Genomic DNA, 16,282 nt, shown 5'->3' with positions numbered 1-16,282 from the left:
ATGGCATATTCATTGATCTGGTTGCCAGAAGTTCTCCGCCAAGCGGGTTTAAAAGTCGCCGAAACGGACGGTTGGGCCAACAGAGGCAGGGCTGAAATGGGTCGGGTACGGGGTGTGATGTGTCATCATACCGGGTCATCCGGCTTGGGAAACATGCCCACCTTAGGTATGCTAAAAACCGGGCGCGGGGGTCAAAACCCGCTGCCAGGTCCATTGTCGCAACTCGGCCTTGGTCGCGATGGAACCTACTACATTGTTGCTGCCGGGCGGGCTAATCACGCTGGCGGCGGCAACTGGAGGACCCTTACCACGGGTAATTCCAGCTTCATCGGCATCGAGGCTGAAAATGGCGGGACCAGAGCTGACAAATGGCCCGATGTTCAAATGGATGTGTGTGGACGCCCCGGTAAATGCAAGCAAAATCTTTCTTCGGTACGGGCATGTGGTCGGGTGCTGACGTGTGTTCGGCCTCGTAAAGCGACTTCAACACGTCGCGGGCCCTTATGGAATACGTGGATCAGATCCAATTCGCTTAGGCGTGCTCGAGGCACTCATCCACTTACTGGTTGTTCTGATCCTGTTTCTGACCGATTGCCCATAATCCTCCGTTGACCTTACCACATCCCGACTTCTCGCGACCTCTGGGGCTGCTTACGCAGCACCAGAGGCCGGAGCTTGGTAGACGCCGCCGCGAGCCATCAGAGCCCAGGCGGTCCGCGCCAATTTATTCGCCAAAGCAACGGCAACAAGCTTTGGCGGCTTCTTCAAAAGCATTCTTGCCAACCACGATCCGACTGGCGCTCCGTATCGTCTTGCCCAGCGGACAACAGCCGTTGCGCCGAGAACGAGGAGACGGCGAAGATCGCGCTGCCCCATCTTGGAAACCTTGCCGAGACGGTCCTTGCCGCCGGATGAGTTTTGTTTAGGCGTAAGGCCGATCCATGCCGCAAAATCTCGCCCCCTTGAAAAGGTCTCCGCGGACGGTGCCAATGCTTCAATCGCCGTGGCGCAAATCGGGCCGACTCCCGGAATAGTCATTAGCCGCGAGGCGAGTTCATCCTGTCGGGCGCGTGTGCGGAGCTCCTTCTCCAGCACGGCGATCTGTTCGGAGAGGAACACCGCTTGTTCCAACAAACCTTTGCAGAGTACCCGTGCAACCTCGGGCAGATCGGGATTCGTCGCGATCTGCTCATGCAGGAGGGGAATGTGTTTGATGCCTTGAGGAACGATCAGGCCATATTCCATAAGATGTCCGCGTAACGCATTGATCGTCTGCGTCCGCTGTCGGACCAACAGGTCGCGAACCTTGAACGCCATGGATGAAGCCTGCTTCGCGGCACTTTTGACGCTCACGAACCGCATCGTCGGTCGCGACGCTGCTTCGGCGATAGCTTCCGCATCGGCAGCGTCATTCTTCTGCCGTTTCACGAACGGCTTTACGTAGGACGGGTTGATCAGTCTGATCTCGTGGCCCAATTTACCAATTTCTCTTCCCCAATAATGCGCGCTGGCACAGGCCTCCATTGCCACCACGCAGATGGAGAGCCTGGCAAAGAACTCAAGCAATCTTCCACGGTTCAGTTTCTTACGGAGAGCAACTCTTCCGTCGGGACCTGAGCCGTGGATCTGGAACACGTTCTTTGCCAGATCCAGGCCGATGATGCTAATCTCATTCATGGACGTCCTCCTTGCTGGTCCTAAGCGCACCCGCACTCTGGCACATTTGATGCCGTCGGGGAGGCGTCCACTCCACCGCTTATCGTCGAGGTGTTGCGGCAATTCTGAAACACGTTGGTGCAGATGCGGACATGTGCTGCGGTCACCGGGAATATGCGCTGCCACCGGGCCGCAAGCCCGATCCGCTTTTCGACATGGATGTGTTTCGAGCGGATGTCCGCAACATCATGCGCGGCGTCGGGAGTATTCGACCCCTTATCCCTGCGACAGATATCGTCACAGGCAAACCGACTCTTAAGCGCGGCGCTCGGGGTGACGACGTTAAAATCGTTCAAAAGAAAATGGGCGTCGGGGACGATGGAAAGTTTGGTCCGGGCACCGAAGCGGCAGTGCGGGCGTTTCAGCGGCTAAACGACCTTGTCGGCGATGGTATCGTCGGACCTAAGACCTGGGCATTGATCGTATAGGTGCGCGTAGGGCTCAGCGCAGGGAATATTTGCCGGCATTAGCGGCGCTTTGTCCGGTCTTACGATTTTGTCGAAGACCGGATCAACAATCGTAAAAAGCGACGTATGTTGAATGTGATCGACAAATTCACACTGGAATGCATCGGGCCGACCCATCACCTCACGAGGGCAGACGCCCGGCCGCCCCGGCCCGCTCGTCCACGGCGTGACCGAAACCCGTACCGCCCTTCGCAGCGGATAACGGGCAATGGGTCATTAGTCGGGCGAATGATAGTCATTCGCCAACTGCCGACTGCGCTCAACACAGCCAGTACGGAATCGAAACTCATGGCCGCCAGCGTGTGCGTGATGCTAACGGCGACCGTCTTTTCATCAGCCAAAGCACGCCGACAAGATCGACGATACCCACAGCGCGCGACTGAGATTGTTGTAGTTAGAGACGCCGGAATGACGGGGACGATGTGACACATCGACGAACCTGACCTCCCGCAGCATCATTGCGGGCATGAAGCGGTGAAGGTGGCCGAAGAAAGGCAGATCGAGTAGGCATTTCGGCGGAACAGTTTCAGCCCACAGCCCGAATCCCGCGTCCCGTCGTTGAGAACTGCGCCTCGGATGCTATTGGCGATGCGCGAGGCCCATTTTTTGCAACGGTGTCCTGGCGCACCGTCCGCTCGCCCTGCACGGGTCGCGTCAACTGACCGGTGAACGTAAACTCTCCTGCACAGTTTTGTCGAGAACCGCGATACCCTTCGCCCCATGGGACGCAAGGGCGCTTGCCGCCAAGGAAGTATCGTAAACGATCCCCGGCACGCCCAAAAGAAAGATGCAATTGAGAACGACGATGAGCACAGGCCCGGCGAGATAGGCCCCCACGTCGCGCCGTTTGATCATCGTGCTAGCGGACAGGATTAGAACGATCCCCATGGCGATGAATAGCCATGAAGGCTGAGCAAGGGTGCCCAGGTGACCGACCTCGAAGGCTCCCGTCGCGACGGCGATGGCACCGATACCCAGACCTGCGGGAAGCAATACGGCAATCGGAGCATAGAGGCTCCCGTCGCTTTGGCGCCGTTCCAGGAACAGAGCAATGGCTGGAAACGTTGGCAGGAGATAATGGAGCTGCTTGCCGCTGATCAGGCTGAATATCAGAAACAGAACGCCGAACCATATGGCCGCAAGGCGTAATCCGGGGTCGTGATAATCAATATCGCCTATTCTGCGCCAGACACCAGCAGCCCTGACGGGCCTGAACGGTTTGTGACAATTGGGTTTCGCATCGGTACAGGTCGTCAATTCGCTGGCCAGCTTGACAACCACGTTACTGAATTCACTCATCGCGGCGGAGATGAAGATGTCGTGAACCCTTGTGCGGCACTGCGCTGCAATCACCTTTAGACTGTGCCTGTGGCGAAGGTCCGCCCGCGCGGAAGGCGGGAGAGGCTCCGATGCCCAAAACGCAGGCGCGCAGAACCCCCGTGACTCAAAAGGCGGATGGAGTATCGTACAACCGACCGGGAAGTTGTTCCGAAGAGGAGTATGCGACCAAATGAGCTGGAACAATCTGTACGCGTTGAAAAGTTACATCCGATCGTCATTGTGGATTGTTCCGTTTTTCGCGCTTGTGTTGCAGCAAATATTCTTTCGAGTGGTGCTCGCATTCGAGGATTGGACGAAATGGGTTCCGCCTTGGCCGCTTGGGACCGAAGGCACTCTCGCGGCGATGCAGACAATCATCAGTCTTGCACTTTCTTTCATCGTCTTCACGTTCGGGTCTTTGCTTGTCGCGCTGCAGATCGCTGGTGGCCAACTTACGCCCAGGATTATCGCGACCACGCTGTTGCGAGACAATGTCATCCGTTTCACGGTCGGGCTGTTCATTTTCACGCTCCTTTTCGCCATTGGTGCGATAAGTCGCGTCAACACCTCGGCGCCGTCCTTTATCGTGTGGTTTTCCGGTATTCTCGGCGTGTTGTCGCTGGCGGCCTTCCTCTATTTCATTGACTATTCCGCTCGGCTGTTGCGTCCAGTGAGCATCATCAATCGCGTCGCCCGGCAAGGCTTCTCGGTACTCGACGTTGTCTATCAAACGCAGCTTTCCCAGGCCACGGAGCGACCTCAACCGATCGAGGTGCGGGGTAAACCGGACAGCGTCATATCGCATACCGGATATTCGGCCATCATTCTGGCTGTCGATATAAAGGCTCTAACAGCGGCGGCGCATAAGGTTGACGGTGTCGTTGAGCTTGTCGCGCGCATCGGTGATTTCGTTTCGCAAGGACAGCCGCTCTTGCGCCTCTATAGCGGCGCCAAGACGCTTTCACCCAATGACCTTCGCCGAACCATCGCCTTTGGAGGCGAGCGAACGCTCGAACAGGACCCCACTTTCGCCTTCAGGGTGATTGTCGATATCGCGACAAAGGCGCTTTCGAGGGCGATCAACGACCCAACAACGGCTGTACTTGCGATTGACCAGTTGCAGCGGCTGCTCCGAACCGTCGGTGAGCGCGAACTGCGCAACGAATTTGTCCATGATAGCGAGGGAAGGCTCCGCGTCGTTTTTCCAACCCCCGATTGGGAGGACTTCGTTCAGCTTACATGTCGTGAAATTCGGATCTATGGGACTGAGAACTTGCAGATCGCCAGGCGACTGCGGGCGATGATAAATAATCTTGAGGAGGTCCTGCCCGAAAGCCGCAAGGCGGCGCTGCGTCTTGAACGTGATCTGCTCGACCAGATGATCGAGAAGGTTTACTTGTTATCTGAAGATGCAGCGCTCGCTCGGATTGCAGACACGCAGGGGTTGGGTGGTTCAGCCGGAGGGACGCCGGTGAGTAACAGCTGACTCGGCTGCGTGCCGGCCAGCGTCCGCTCCACCTACCTTCACCAGCTCCCGGCGGATCGCAGGAACGTACGGCTTCATCGCTATGGAGAAGCTGAAGAGGAAGAGTATGTGTCCTTAGGCGTCAAGCTTTTGCCCCCTTTCGGGGCCGGAGAATTACCTCCACGCCAAAACACATGCTTGGGTTGATATACCTGCCTCTACCCTCATGCGAGGAGATCGAATGAGACATCGGGACGCCGAGCGGTACACCTACCAGATCGCGTTGAACTGCGGCAGATGCGGGACCGAGGGTATTGCTGACGTGTCGCAGACTACTGTCGAGCACACGAACAAACTCAACTTCAACGTCGATCGCGTTTCAAAAGGGTTTTTCGTATCCAAGCCGACCAATTCGCCAGAAACGGTGAAGATAAGCTGTTCGAAGTGCGATCGACCCGCGGAGCTAACCCTCATAGAGAGAACGGGACCTTAGTCGAAGCCTCAAAACCAAAGTTGTGCGCCCTCCCCATCAGTGACTGCAGGAGAATATTTCCTGGTGATACAAAAAGAGCCGGGTTTTACCCCGACTCTCGATCGCCTTCGATGTGTGGTGCCGATCAGCTCAGATCGTCGACAACGGCGTCGGCGCCACCGCTCACGCGGTGCGCAAGGGCTGCCTCCATGAACTCGTTGAGTTCGCCGTCGAGGACGTCCGATGGTGCGGTGCTTTCGACGCCCGTACGCAGGTCCTTGACCAGCTGATAAGGCTGCAGCACGTAGGAGCGGATCTGGTGACCCCAGCCGATATCCGATTTCGAAGCGGCCTCGGCATTCGCAGCTTCTTCGCGCTTCTTCAATTCGGCTTCATAAAGACGGGCACGCAACATATCCCACGCCTTGGCGCGGTTCTTGTGCTGCGAGCGTTCCTGCTGGCACTGCACAACAATGCCGGACGGCATGTGGGTGATGCGCACGGCCGAATCCGTCGTGTTGACGTGCTGCCCGCCAGCGCCCGACGAGCGATAGGTATCGATGCGGCAATCGCTTTCGTTGATGTCTATCTGGATCGAATCGTCGATGACCGGATAGACCCAGATGGACGAAAACGACGTATGGCGACGAGCATTGCTGTCATAGGGCGAAATACGGACCAGACGGTGCACGCCCGATTCGGTCTTCAGCCAGCCATAGGCATTATGGCCCTTGATCAACAGCGTCGCCGACTTGATGCCGGCCTCTTCGCCGTCATGGATTTCCATGAGCTCAACCTTGTAGCCCTGACGCTCGGCCCAGCGCGAATACATGCGCAGAAGCATGTTCGCCCAATCCTGGCTTTCGGTACCACCGGCGCCGGAATGGACTTCGAGATAGGTGTCGTTGCCATCGGCTTCGCCGGACAGCATCGCCTCGACCTGACGGCGCGCCGTTTCCGTGCGCAGTGCCTTCAGCGCCTCTTCGGCGTCCTTGACGATGTCGGCATCGCCCTCTTCCTCGCCAAGCTCGATCAGCTCGATATTGTCCTTGAGCTGCTGCTCGAAGGAACGCACGCCATTGATCCCCTCGTCGAGGCTCTGCCGTTCGCGCATCAGCTTCTGCGCTTCGGCTGCATCATTCCAGAGATTGGGATCTTCAGCCTTGTTGTTCAACCAGTCCAGCCGTCTTACCGCCTGATCCCAGTCAAAGATGCCTCCTCAGCAGGCTTATGGCCTGCTTGATCTCGTTGACAATATTCTCGATTTCGCTGCGCATTTTTCCGCTTCTTGCAATGATGTTTTGGTCGTGCCGTCAAATAGCGATGCCCGCCACCAAAGTAAAGGCAGCGGGCATCTTTGAAGCGATGAACGGTATCAGAAGAGACCGTTGGAGCCCGAGGTGACGGCCTGGTTCGCCTGCGGCGACGTCCGCAAAATTTCTTCCGGCGGTACATATTCGTCCATGTCGCCAATGACCGAGAAGGTATCGGCAGGACCGGTTCCCGGCTTGAAGGCCTCGATGATCGTATCGGGATCGCCTTCAGAGGCGGCCATGCCGGTTTTGCGGTTTACAGGGATGAGGCTCATGCCCTCCGGAACAACGAACTTCACCGGGCGCGTACCCGCAAGAGCCGCCTGCATGAATTCGTTAAAGAGAGGAGCCGCAAGGCCGCCGCCGGTTGCGCCACGCCCGAGAGGCGCCGGATTGTCGAATCCGAGATAGAGGCCGGCAACGAGGTCCGGCGTATAACCCACGAACCAGGCATCCTTTTCATCGTTGGTCGTACCGGTCTTGCCGGCAACGGGACGATCGAGCTTGACCTTGCCAGCGGCGGTACCGCGGGTGATCACGCCTTCCATCATCGAGGTAATCTGATACGCCGTCATCGGGTCGAGAACCTGCTCGCGGTTGTCGGTCAGGACAGGTTCTTCCTGGCTCTGCCAATCCGATGCATTGCAGGTTTCGCAGGTCCGTTCCTCGTGACGGAAGATCGTCTTGCCGTAGCGATCCTGGATACGGTCGATGAGCGACGGCTTGATCTGCTTGCCGCCGTTGGCGATCACGGCATAGGCCGAAACCATGCGAAGGACCGTTGTTTCGCCCGAACCGAGCGACATGGCCAGCACCGGCAGCATCTTGTCGTAGATACCGAAGCGTTCGGCATATTCCGCGACCAGGTTCATGCCCATGTCGTTTGCCAGACGAACCGTCATCAGGTTGCGCGATTTTTCGATACCGAGCCGAAGCGTCGAGGGGCCGGCCGAACCGCCACCATAGTTTTCAGGGCGCCACACCTGGCCGCCGGAAACCATCTCAAACGGAGCGTCGAGGATAACCGAGGCAGGGGTATAGCCGTTGTCGAGTGCGGCCGCGTAGACGAAGGGCTTGAAGGACGAACCGGGCTGGCGCATTGCCTGTGTCGCACGGTTGAATTCGGACTGGCCGTAGGAGAAGCCACCTACCATAGCCAGAACGCGGCCCGTCTGTGGATCCATCGCGACGAAGCCGCCCTGCACTTTTGGCGGCTGACGCAGCCGGTATTGTCCGCTCTCGTCGGTCGGCTCGACATAAACCACATCACCGGGACCGAATACGCCTTCGGGGGATTTTGCCGATTTGCGGTCGCCAGCGGAAGAGCGATAGGCCCACTGCATATTTTTCGCAGTGATGTAGCCCTTGGTGCGATCTTCCGTGATCTTGCCGCTTCCATCTTTGGCTGGCTGGAGGCCGATCTCGGCGCCCTTTGCGTCTACTGTGAGGACTACGGCAAGCTTCCATTCCGGCACGTCGGACAAGGCGTCGAGCTTGCCCAGCGGTTCGCCCCAGTCTCCACCGATCTCGATTGTCTTTATCGGGCCGTGGAAGCCGCGGCGTTCATCGTAGCTCACGAGACCGTCCTGCAAAGCCTTGCGAGCATCGATCTGAAGGCGCGGGTCCAGCGAGGTGCGGACCGACAGGCCGCCTTCATAAAGGGCGTTGTCGCCGTAACGCTGAATGATCTGGCGGCGAACTTCTTCCGCAAAATAGTCGGACGCAAACAGATGCGACCCACCGCGACGCAGGGTGACGCCGAGCGGCTGTTTCTTGGCTTCCTCACCATCCGCCTTGGTCACATAGCCGTTCTCGACCATGCGGTCGATCACCCAGTTGCGGCGCTCAAGCGCAGCTTCTGTCTTGCGGAAGGGATGATAGTTTGCCGGCCCCTTGGGGAGAGCGGCGAGATAGGCAGTCTCGGCGATCGTCAGTTCCGTGACTGACTTGTCGAAATAGGTGAGTGCAGCGCCAGCGATACCGTAGGAATTCATCCCGAAGAAGATTTCATTGAGATAAAGCTCGAGGATGCGATCCTTGCTGTAGGCCTGTTCGATGCGGAATGAGAGGATTGCCTCCTTCACCTTTCGGTCGATCGTCTGGTCCGCCGTAAGCAGGAAGTTCTTGGCGACCTGCTGGGTGATCGTCGAAGCGCCGACCGGGCGGCGGCCGGAGCCGAAATTCTGCAGGTTCACGAAGATCGCACGGCCAAGACCGGTAATGTCGACGCCAGGATGCTGGTAGAAGTTCTTGTCTTCAGCCGAGATGAAAGCCGCCTTGACGCGATCCGGGATGGCCTGGATCGGCAGATAGAGGCGCCGTTCGCGGGCATACTCCGCCATCAACGCGCCGTTGCCGGCGTGAATGCGCGTGGTGACCGGCGGCGCATAATTGGCCAGAACCTCATAGTCCGGCAGGTCCTTGGTCACGTGACCGAGATAGACGGCTGCTGCTGCTGCCACGCCAAGAAGCATGAATGCGCCAATGCCGAAGAAATATCCAATCAGTCTGATCATCAGTCAGATACCGGTACCTTGTTGTCTTTGCCTGCGCGTCTGAGACCCGAGGCCTAACGTGTGCGGAACGCGAATGCAATGCGCCGTACCCGCAAGGTCGCCGCAAACCAAATACTGCCCCGTCGAGAGGACGGCTACAGACAGCGGCATCCATGCAAACTCCGGCATCCGATAGCGACCGGATTGTGAGCAAAATAGGGCTCAAGACCGTTAAAGGCCTCACATCCCTTGGAAAACCATATCGCTGTTACCCGAGCGACACAAATCACATCGCGCGGAAGCGTAAAAGCAGAATATTTCGCTGCTTGAGGAACGACTTAAGGATCAGGGAATCACCGGCGGGTGATCTCAGCCACCATTGGCAACGATCGACGTGCGATAGTTTCGCACGGCGCCGGACAGCAACTCAGACACCCTGCGGCGCCAGGCCGGATCGACCAGCAGCTTTTCATCTTCCTTGTTGGAGAGAAAGCCGAGTTCAAGAAGAATAGAGGGCACGTCGGGTGCCTGAAGCACGCGGAAACCCGCATAACGATGTGGATTGTTGATGAGGTTGATCTGTCCCTCGAAGGAAGAAACGACAGTCTGGGCAAGATTGACGGAAAACGCCTGGGTTTCACGGCGCGTCAGGTCGAGAAGAATGTCGGCGACTTCGGCCGGTTCAGTCGAAAGAGCGATGCCGGCCACTGCGTCGGACAGGTTTTCGCGCTCGGCAAGGCTCGCCGCGAGATGGTCGGATGCCTTGTCGGAAATCGTATAAACCGTTGCGCCGCGAATATCGCGCTGCTTCAGCGTATCGGCGTGAATGGAAACGAAGAGGTTGGCGCCCTGCCGGCGAGCGACCTGAACCCGCTGTGGCAAGGACAGGAATTCATCCTTCTCTCTCGTCAGGAACGCTTTGATGCCGGGTTCTCGATCAAGCTGGGCAACGAGATCGCGCGCAAAAGCCAAGGTGACGCTCTTTTCCTCAATGCGAGTCTCCGTGCCAATCGCTCCCGTATCAATGCCGCCGTGCCCGGCATCGACGGCAACGACGAACTCATTTTCCGAGTTTACCGGGGCGGGAGCGGTGACGCGGCTCGTTTTCGTCGAGGTGACACTGCCCGTCCACTTTTGTTCATCGAGAAGCGCCGTGAATCTTTCCTTGCTGACGCGTTCGGCATCGAGAACGAGGCGAAAACCCTTCTTGTCCTCGTCAGGCTTCACTTCAGCCAGGGAAATCTCGACCGGCTGGTTTGCCGTCAAAACGATGCGTGAACTGCCCGCCCCCATGGTGCCATAGCGAATGTCGCCAAAAAGGCCGCGTGCCTTCATGTCGTTCTCATTCAGCCCGAATGATGTTTCGGGAAGATCGACCACGACGCGAAACGGGTCAGACACATAATGAACGAAAAAATCGGGAGCCCTATCGAATTCGATGACGACACGGGTGCGGGCATCGTCGCCCGCGATACGCGCCCCATAGGCGAGCAGCGGCCCATCGGCAGAAGATGCCATGGAAGACGATGCACACAGCAACAACACCCCGAGCAAATATCGCATCATCGGTTTCAGCATAAGAACTGATGTTCCCCGTCAAATCATCAGACAGAAGCACATCCAGCGCCCTGTCCTACCATTCCTCGCATCGGCATATTCGCCGAAAGCATTGATTCGATCCAAAACCATGAATGCCCCTTCATGGTTAACCGAAGCTTACTGCACAGCCCTGCGGCCTTCCGATGAGCACACATACGAGGCCGACCGAATCAATCAATATTATGACGGATCAGGCTTTTCCCTTGCCATTGTGACATAGAAAACATACAAGCGTGGCAGGTAGAAAGTGTTGACGGGATAGAATCGACGACCGGCAGCCATGGGATTTTTAAAGCCTTGGCGCCAGAGCATGATCGATGTGGGTCAAACCACGTTAATAACGATCACGCCGCAGCAGGCAGTCGCGCTTCATCCGCCGTCGCTTCACGTTCTCCCCATACGAATCGCAAAAATCCGGCGGTGGCCGGGAAGACATGGTGATGTTCACCGCAAGCCCGTGACCGGGCGCATTCATCGGGCCTTTAGGGCCTAATACATTGGCATTCTTGTTTGGTATGCAACGTTGTCACAGCAGTATCGGTCAGAAGTAAACAGGCCCCGGGACGTAAGCGCCCCGGCTGCCGTCTGGCTGCTGAACGTTTGCATTGACCATTCAAGAACATTCACATCCGGCGAACAATGCGAACTGTCGGGATGGTCTCCTCCGGGAAGCCGTCCTTCTGCTGTTTTGCGTGTGCGCCGAGGAGCACAGCTTAAATGGCAGAGAAAATGCTTATCGATGCGTCTCACGCTGAAGAGACGCGCGTCGTTGTCGTTCGCGGAAACCGCATAGAAGAATTCGACTTCGAATCCGAACACAAGAAGCAGATCCGCGGCAATATCTATCTTGCCAAGGTCACACGCGTAGAGCCTTCGCTTCAGGCGGCCTTCGTCGATTACGGCGGCAATCGCCACGGCTTTCTGGCTTTCGCCGAAATCCATCCCGACTACTACCAGATTCCCCTTGCCGACCGGCAGGCGCTTCTGAGGGCGGAAGCCGAGGACGCACGCCGCGATGACGATATCGAACCTGTCGAGACAGGCACGGATCTGAGCGATGACGACACCGAGACTGCGCCGTCCGCAGAAACGGAATCGACCGTAGTCGAGATCATCGAAGAATCTTCCGAAATCGAAACCGTCACCGAAGCAGCGGCAGATGAGGTCGTCGAAGAAAAGCCGAAGACAAAGGCGCGTCGTCCTCGCCGCACGAAGAAGACTGTTGCTGAAGCGGAAGCCGCCGAGGCAAAGACGGAAGCTGAAGACGGTTCCGACGAACAGACCGGTGGCGAAATGGCCGCCATGGTCGATACCGACAGCGTATCCGAAGACGTTCGCGGCGGTCGTCGCGGCAGGAATGACGACGACGATGATGAAGATCACCATGAAGAGAAGGAAGTCATCGAATCCGTCGGCGCCGAAGACGCGATGGAAGAGGTTCCGGACCGTCAGTCCAACCGTCGCCCGCGCAAGCAGTACCGCATTCAGGAAGTGATCAAGCGCCGGCAGATCCTGCTGGTCCAGGTCGCCAAGGAAGAGCGCGGCAACAAGGGTGCGGCTCTCACGACATATCTCTCGCTGGCAGGCCGCTATTCGGTTCTCATGCCGAATACGGCACGTGGCGGCGGCATCTCCCGCAAGATCACCAACCTGCCGGACCGCAAGCGTCTGAAGGAAATCGCCCGCGCACTCGAAGTGCCGCAGGGCATGGGCGTTATCCTGCGCACGGCCGGTGCAAACCGGACCAAGGTCGAGGTCAAGCGTGACTTCGAATACCTGATGCGTCTTTGGGAAAACGTTCGGACGTTGACGCTTGCCTCGACGGCACCCTGCCTCGTTTACGAGGAAGGCAGCCTGATCAAGCGCTCGATCCGCGACCTTTACAACAAGGATATCAGCGAGATCGTCGTTGCCGGCGAAGAAGGCTACAAGGAAGCCAAGGGCTTCATGAAGATGCTGATGCCGAGCCACGCCAAGGTGGTTCAGCCGTATCGCGACGTGCATCCGATCTTCTCGCGCTCGGGCATTGAGGCGCAGCTGGACCGCATGCTGCAGCCGCAGGTAACGCTGAAGTCCGGCGGCTACATCATCATCAACCAGACCGAAGCGCTGGTGGCGATCGACGTCAACTCCGGCCGTTCGACCCGCGAACATTCGATCGAGGACACAGCTCTCCAGACCAACCTGGAAGCCGCTGAAGAGGTTGCACGCCAGCTGCGTCTGCGCGACCTCGCCGGCCTCGTGGTCGTCGACTTCATTGACATGGAAGAGAAGCGCAACAACCGCGCTGTCGAAAAGCGTCTGAAGGATCACCTGAAGAACGATCGCGCTCGCATCCAGGTTGGCCGCATCTCGCATTTCGGCCTGCTCGAAATGTCGCGTCAGCGCATTCGTGCCTCCGTGCTCGAATCGACGATGCAGGTCTGCTCGCATTGCAATGGTACAGGCCACGTTCGTTCGCAGTCGTCGGTCGCCCTGCATGTCCTGCGCGGCGTGGAAGAGTATCTGCTCAAGAATACGACGCATGACATCACCGTACGCACGACGCCGGATATCGCTCTCTATCTGCTCAATCACAAGCGCAGCACGATCATCGATTATGAAGCACGCTTCGGCGTCGCAATCATCATCGAGGCTGATGCCCATGTCGGCGCCCAGCACTTTGCGATCGACCGCGGCGAAGCCGTCGAAAACCCGGTGAAGATCGAACAGCTTCTGCACTTCGAGCCTGAAATCGAGGAAGACGACGATATCGTCATCGAGGAAGAGATCGACGAGGAAGAAGAGGTCGTGGTCGAGGCCAAGGCCGAGCGCGTTGACCGGGCCGAGCGGGCGGAAACCGACGAACAGAGCCGCAAGCGCAAGCGCCGCCGCCGCCGCCGTGGTGGCCGTGGCAATGGCGAGCCGCAGGCTGGCGTTTCTGCCGATGACGAGCGTCAGGATGATGGCGAAGACGACGAGGACGGCAGCGACGACGCTTCCGACGAAATCGTCAACGCCGGCGAGACCTCCAAGGACGAGGAAGAGCGCCAGAAGCGCAAGCGTCGTCGGCGCGGCAAGCGTGGCGGTCGCCGCAACCGTGGTGACGAATCTGACGGCGAAGGTGTTTCGGCGGAAGCTGGCGAAACTGATGGCGAGCTGGAAACGGACGCCGAACCAGAAGTCGCGGAAACTGTTGCCGTCGCTGTGGCCGAGGTGGACGTGATTACCGAAACGCCGGTGGCCGTGGAGGCATCCAAGCCCGCGAAACCACGACGTAGCCGGAAGAAGGCCGAGCCGGTTGGCGAGGAAGCTCCGGTTGCAGAGGTAGCCATTGCCGAAGCCGCGTCGATCGATACCGCAGCCCAGGCTGCGGTCGAAGACACGTCGCCCGTAGCGGAGCAGGCTCCCGCGGAGCCGGCTGTGGAAGAGGCCGCGGCTGCCCTGGAGGAAGAAAAGCCTTCACGCGGCAACCGCAATGTAAACACCATCGCGACCCCACCGGTCGTCAAGTCTTCGGCTGCGCCAAGCACCGAAAGTGACAGCGAACCGCCGAAGCCCAAGAAGGGCGGCTGGTGGCAGAAGCGCGGCTTCTTCTGAGCCGCACTCTTCGAAAACCCCTGATCAAAAAAGCCGGCCAGTTTTCTGGCCGGTTTTTTTAATGTCAGAACTCAGGTGTTTCCAAGGAAACGTCGCGAACGAAAAAACTGGTCGATAATGCCTCCGTATTGACGCTCAGGGCGTCACGATGATGAGGACAGATCACCATGCATATTCTCGCAACCGCTATAACAGCAGCTTCGATCGCGGGCGTGGCAACACCATCTCCCGCAGCCATCGGCTCGAAGCAATTTCACAACGATTATTATTACAGAAGCTACGACTATGCCTACCAGCCAGTCTGCAGCGTGCGGACAGTGCGCAGTTATGACGCCGCGGGAAACCCGGTTGTACGCAAGGTCAGGATTTGCCGGTAGGACGGCGTCGATTGTCCCTGCCCTGTTCGGCCTTCAGGGCAGCCACCGGGCGATACGCTCGACGGCCTCGACCATGTCGCTTTCGGAGCCGGCATAGGAAAAACGCATCGTCCGGTTTCCTTCGACCGGATCAAAATCGAACCCCGGCGTTGCCGCAACATTGATTTCGGCTAGCATCCGTCGGGCGAACGCCATGCTGTCATTGGTGAAGTGGCTGACATCCACGTAGGCGTAGAACGCACCGTCCATGGGCGATGCGATCGCAAGTCCCATTTCCGGCAAACGCTTCAGCAGCAGATCGCGGTTGGTTGCGTAGGACGCCTTGTAGATATCGAGCTCGGCCTCGGCGCCTAGAGCGGCTTCGGCCGCGATCTGCGACAGTTCCGGCGGTGAGATGTAAAGGCTTTGGGCAATTCGCTCGAAACCGCGAACGTGATCCTCAGGCAACACCATCCAGCCGATCCGCCATCCGGTCATGCAATAGTATTTCGAGAAGGAGTTGATGATGACCGCATCGTCGGTGACACTGAGCGCTGTCGTCTCCTCGCCCGCAAAGGTCAGCCCGTGATAGATTTCATCGGAAATGAAGGCGATCTCACGCTCGCGGCAATAGTCCGCAAGCGCCTTCAGCCGCGCTTTTCCGGTTACTGTTCCCGTAGGGTTGGCCGGGCTTGCCAGCAGAACGCCTTTCAGCGATCGGCCGGCCTTGCGTTCCGCAGCAGTCAGGTTTTCAGGCGTCAGCGTGAAGCCTGACTCTGCATCGGCCTCAACCTCAATAACCTCAAGTCCGAGAGCGGCGAGAATGTTGCGGTAGGCGGGATAGCCGGGGCGCGCGATTGCAACACAATCGCCGGGATCGAACAGAGCGAGAAACGCAAGGTTGAACCCGGCCGACGAACCGGTTGTCACCGCAATGCGGCGCGGCTCGATCTCAATGCCGTAGCGGGAAACGTAATGTTTTGCGATGGCGAGCCGCAGCGAACTCGTGCCCAAGGCATCTGTATATCCCACACGGCCATGCTCAAGGGCTGCACGCGCAGCTTCGAGAGCGGCCTGAGGCGCAGGCCGGCTCGGCTGGCCCACGGCCATCGAGATAACGGGATAACCAGCTTCACGACGCTTGGTCGCCTCGGCCAGCACGTCCATGGCATGAAAAGGCTCGACCGCACTGCGCTTCGATAGCGATGTCAAAAGCATATCTCCTTGGCAATTTGCTCCGCGGTTCCTGCGCGGTTCCTGACCGGGTCGGTTCGCCCAGTGCTTTGCACCATCAAAAAGCGCTTCACAAGTGCGCGAGCGCCGCACTTCCGCCGATTTTGCGGTTTCGTTTGGCGCCGCAGCGACCTATTGTCGCCTCAGCTTCCCACAGGGATGGCAGAACAAAAATGTCTTTCAAATCAGTCTGCCGGCTCCGGTCGCGGCTTGAACGACATAGGCACGAGAACGAAAGACACGAGGACGCAATGCCATCCACCGCCC

12 protein-coding genes are annotated in these 16,282 nt (G+C 58.2%); 6 read left to right on the top strand and 6 right to left on the bottom strand.

Annotation, left to right across the window (positions count from 1 at the left end):
* Window positions 1-612: an N-acetylmuramoyl-L-alanine amidase gene (locus QO002_RS12355; RefSeq protein WP_307230045.1), complete on the top strand. Its 612-nt coding sequence runs from the start codon at window positions 1-3 to the stop codon at window positions 610-612.
* Between the two features lie 39 nt (window positions 613-651).
* Here the strand turns inward: QO002_RS12355 and QO002_RS12350 are convergent, their stop codons facing one another.
* Window positions 652-1,677 carry an IS110 family RNA-guided transposase gene (locus QO002_RS12350; protein WP_307230043.1) on the bottom strand — a complete coding sequence of 342 codons (1,026 nt, stop codon included), beginning with the start codon at window positions 1,675-1,677 and terminating at the stop codon, window positions 652-654.
* Between the two features lie 131 nt (window positions 1,678-1,808).
* Between QO002_RS12350 and QO002_RS12345 the strand changes: the two genes are divergently transcribed.
* Window positions 1,809-2,144: a peptidoglycan-binding domain-containing protein gene (locus tag QO002_RS12345; protein WP_307230042.1), complete on the top strand. Its 336-nt coding sequence runs from the start codon at window positions 1,809-1,811 to the stop codon at window positions 2,142-2,144.
* A gap of 693 nt (window positions 2,145-2,837) precedes the next feature.
* On the opposite strand, the gene QO002_RS12340 is transcribed toward QO002_RS12345, so the two are convergent.
* Window positions 2,838-3,536: a hypothetical protein gene (locus QO002_RS12340; RefSeq protein ID WP_307230040.1), complete on the bottom strand. Its 699-nt coding sequence runs from the start codon at window positions 3,534-3,536 to the stop codon at window positions 2,838-2,840.
* On the opposite strand from QO002_RS12340, the gene QO002_RS12335 reads away from it, so the two are divergent.
* On the top strand, window positions 3,514-4,989 hold the full coding sequence (locus QO002_RS12335) for a DUF2254 domain-containing protein (RefSeq protein ID WP_307230038.1): 1,476 nt from the start codon (window positions 3,514-3,516) through the stop codon (window positions 4,987-4,989). The genes QO002_RS12340 and QO002_RS12335 overlap by 23 nt on opposite strands.
* Before the next feature lie 596 nt (window positions 4,990-5,585).
* Here the strand turns inward: QO002_RS12335 and prfB are convergent.
* From prfB to QO002_RS12320, 3 genes are all read right to left on the bottom strand, one after another.
* Window positions 5,586-6,717 (bottom strand): peptide chain release factor 2 gene (prfB, locus tag QO002_RS12330; protein ID WP_307230036.1). Its coding sequence is split into 2 segments (ribosomal slippage): window positions 5,586-6,647 and window positions 6,649-6,717, totalling 1,131 coding nucleotides; the frame shifts between segments, so codons are not numbered across the junction.
* Window positions 6,718-6,815: 98 nt separating this feature from the next.
* The gene (locus QO002_RS12325) at window positions 6,816-9,269 is read right to left on the bottom strand and encodes a penicillin-binding protein 1A (RefSeq protein WP_307230035.1); all 2,454 of its coding nucleotides are present in this window, start codon (window positions 9,267-9,269) and stop codon (window positions 6,816-6,818) included.
* 348 nt (window positions 9,270-9,617) lie between these two features.
* Window positions 9,618-10,766 (bottom strand): N-acetylmuramoyl-L-alanine amidase, encoded by a 1,149-nt coding sequence (locus QO002_RS12320; RefSeq protein ID WP_307230033.1) that lies wholly within the window; start codon window positions 10,764-10,766, stop codon window positions 9,618-9,620.
* On the opposite strand from QO002_RS12320, the gene QO002_RS12315 reads away from it, so the two are divergent.
* The 3 genes from QO002_RS12315 to QO002_RS12305 all read left to right on the top strand — a co-directional run bounded on the left by QO002_RS12315 (window position 10,765) and on the right by QO002_RS12305 (window position 14,803).
* The gene (locus tag QO002_RS12315) at window positions 10,765-11,067 is read left to right on the top strand and encodes a hypothetical protein (protein WP_307230031.1); all 303 of its coding nucleotides are present in this window, start codon (window positions 10,765-10,767) and stop codon (window positions 11,065-11,067) included. The genes QO002_RS12320 and QO002_RS12315 overlap by 2 nt on opposite strands.
* 497 nt (window positions 11,068-11,564) lie before the next feature.
* Window positions 11,565-14,426, top strand: coding sequence for an Rne/Rng family ribonuclease (locus tag QO002_RS12310; RefSeq protein WP_307230029.1), 2,862 nt, complete (start codon window positions 11,565-11,567; stop codon window positions 14,424-14,426).
* 167 nt (window positions 14,427-14,593) lie between these two features.
* Window positions 14,594-14,803, top strand: a complete 210-nt coding sequence (locus QO002_RS12305; RefSeq protein ID WP_307230027.1) for a hypothetical protein — start codon at window positions 14,594-14,596, stop codon at window positions 14,801-14,803.
* Between the two features lie 33 nt (window positions 14,804-14,836).
* Here QO002_RS12305 and QO002_RS12300 read toward each other — a convergent pair whose 3' ends face one another.
* Window positions 14,837-15,994 carry a pyridoxal phosphate-dependent aminotransferase gene (locus tag QO002_RS12300; protein ID WP_307230025.1) on the bottom strand — a complete coding sequence of 386 codons (1,158 nt, stop codon included), beginning with the start codon at window positions 15,992-15,994 and terminating at the stop codon, window positions 14,837-14,839.
* Window positions 15,995-16,282: the final 288 nt, after the last annotated feature.

The sequence above is a fragment of the Pararhizobium capsulatum DSM 1112 genome (genome assembly GCF_030814475.1).
GTDB lineage: Bacteria > Pseudomonadota > Alphaproteobacteria > Rhizobiales > Rhizobiaceae > Pararhizobium > Pararhizobium capsulatum.
The sequence above is the reverse complement of the archived record's forward strand: the minus strand, read 5'-3'. Positions and strand labels throughout refer to the sequence as shown.

Bases quoted from the DNA above. Each gene is read 5' to 3' on its own strand.
- QO002_RS12355 (WP_307230045.1), top strand. From the start codon at position 1: ATGGCATATTCATTGATCTGGTTGCCAGAAGTTCTCCGCCAAGCGGGT.
- QO002_RS12350 (WP_307230043.1), bottom strand. From the start codon at position 1,677: ATGAATGAGATTAGCATCATCGGCCTGGATCTGGCAAAGAACGTGTTC.
- QO002_RS12345 (WP_307230042.1), top strand. From the start codon at position 1,809: ATGTGCTGCGGTCACCGGGAATATGCGCTGCCACCGGGCCGCAAGCCC.
- QO002_RS12325 (WP_307230035.1), bottom strand. From the start codon at position 9,269: ATGATCAGACTGATTGGATATTTCTTCGGCATTGGCGCATTCATGCTT.
- QO002_RS12315 (WP_307230031.1), top strand. From the start codon at position 10,765: ATGGAAGACGATGCACACAGCAACAACACCCCGAGCAAATATCGCATC.
- QO002_RS12320 (WP_307230033.1), bottom strand. From the start codon at position 10,766: ATGGCATCTTCTGCCGATGGGCCGCTGCTCGCCTATGGGGCGCGTATC.
- QO002_RS12310 (WP_307230029.1), top strand. From the start codon at position 11,565: ATGGCAGAGAAAATGCTTATCGATGCGTCTCACGCTGAAGAGACGCGC.
- QO002_RS12305 (WP_307230027.1), top strand. From the start codon at position 14,594: ATGCATATTCTCGCAACCGCTATAACAGCAGCTTCGATCGCGGGCGTG.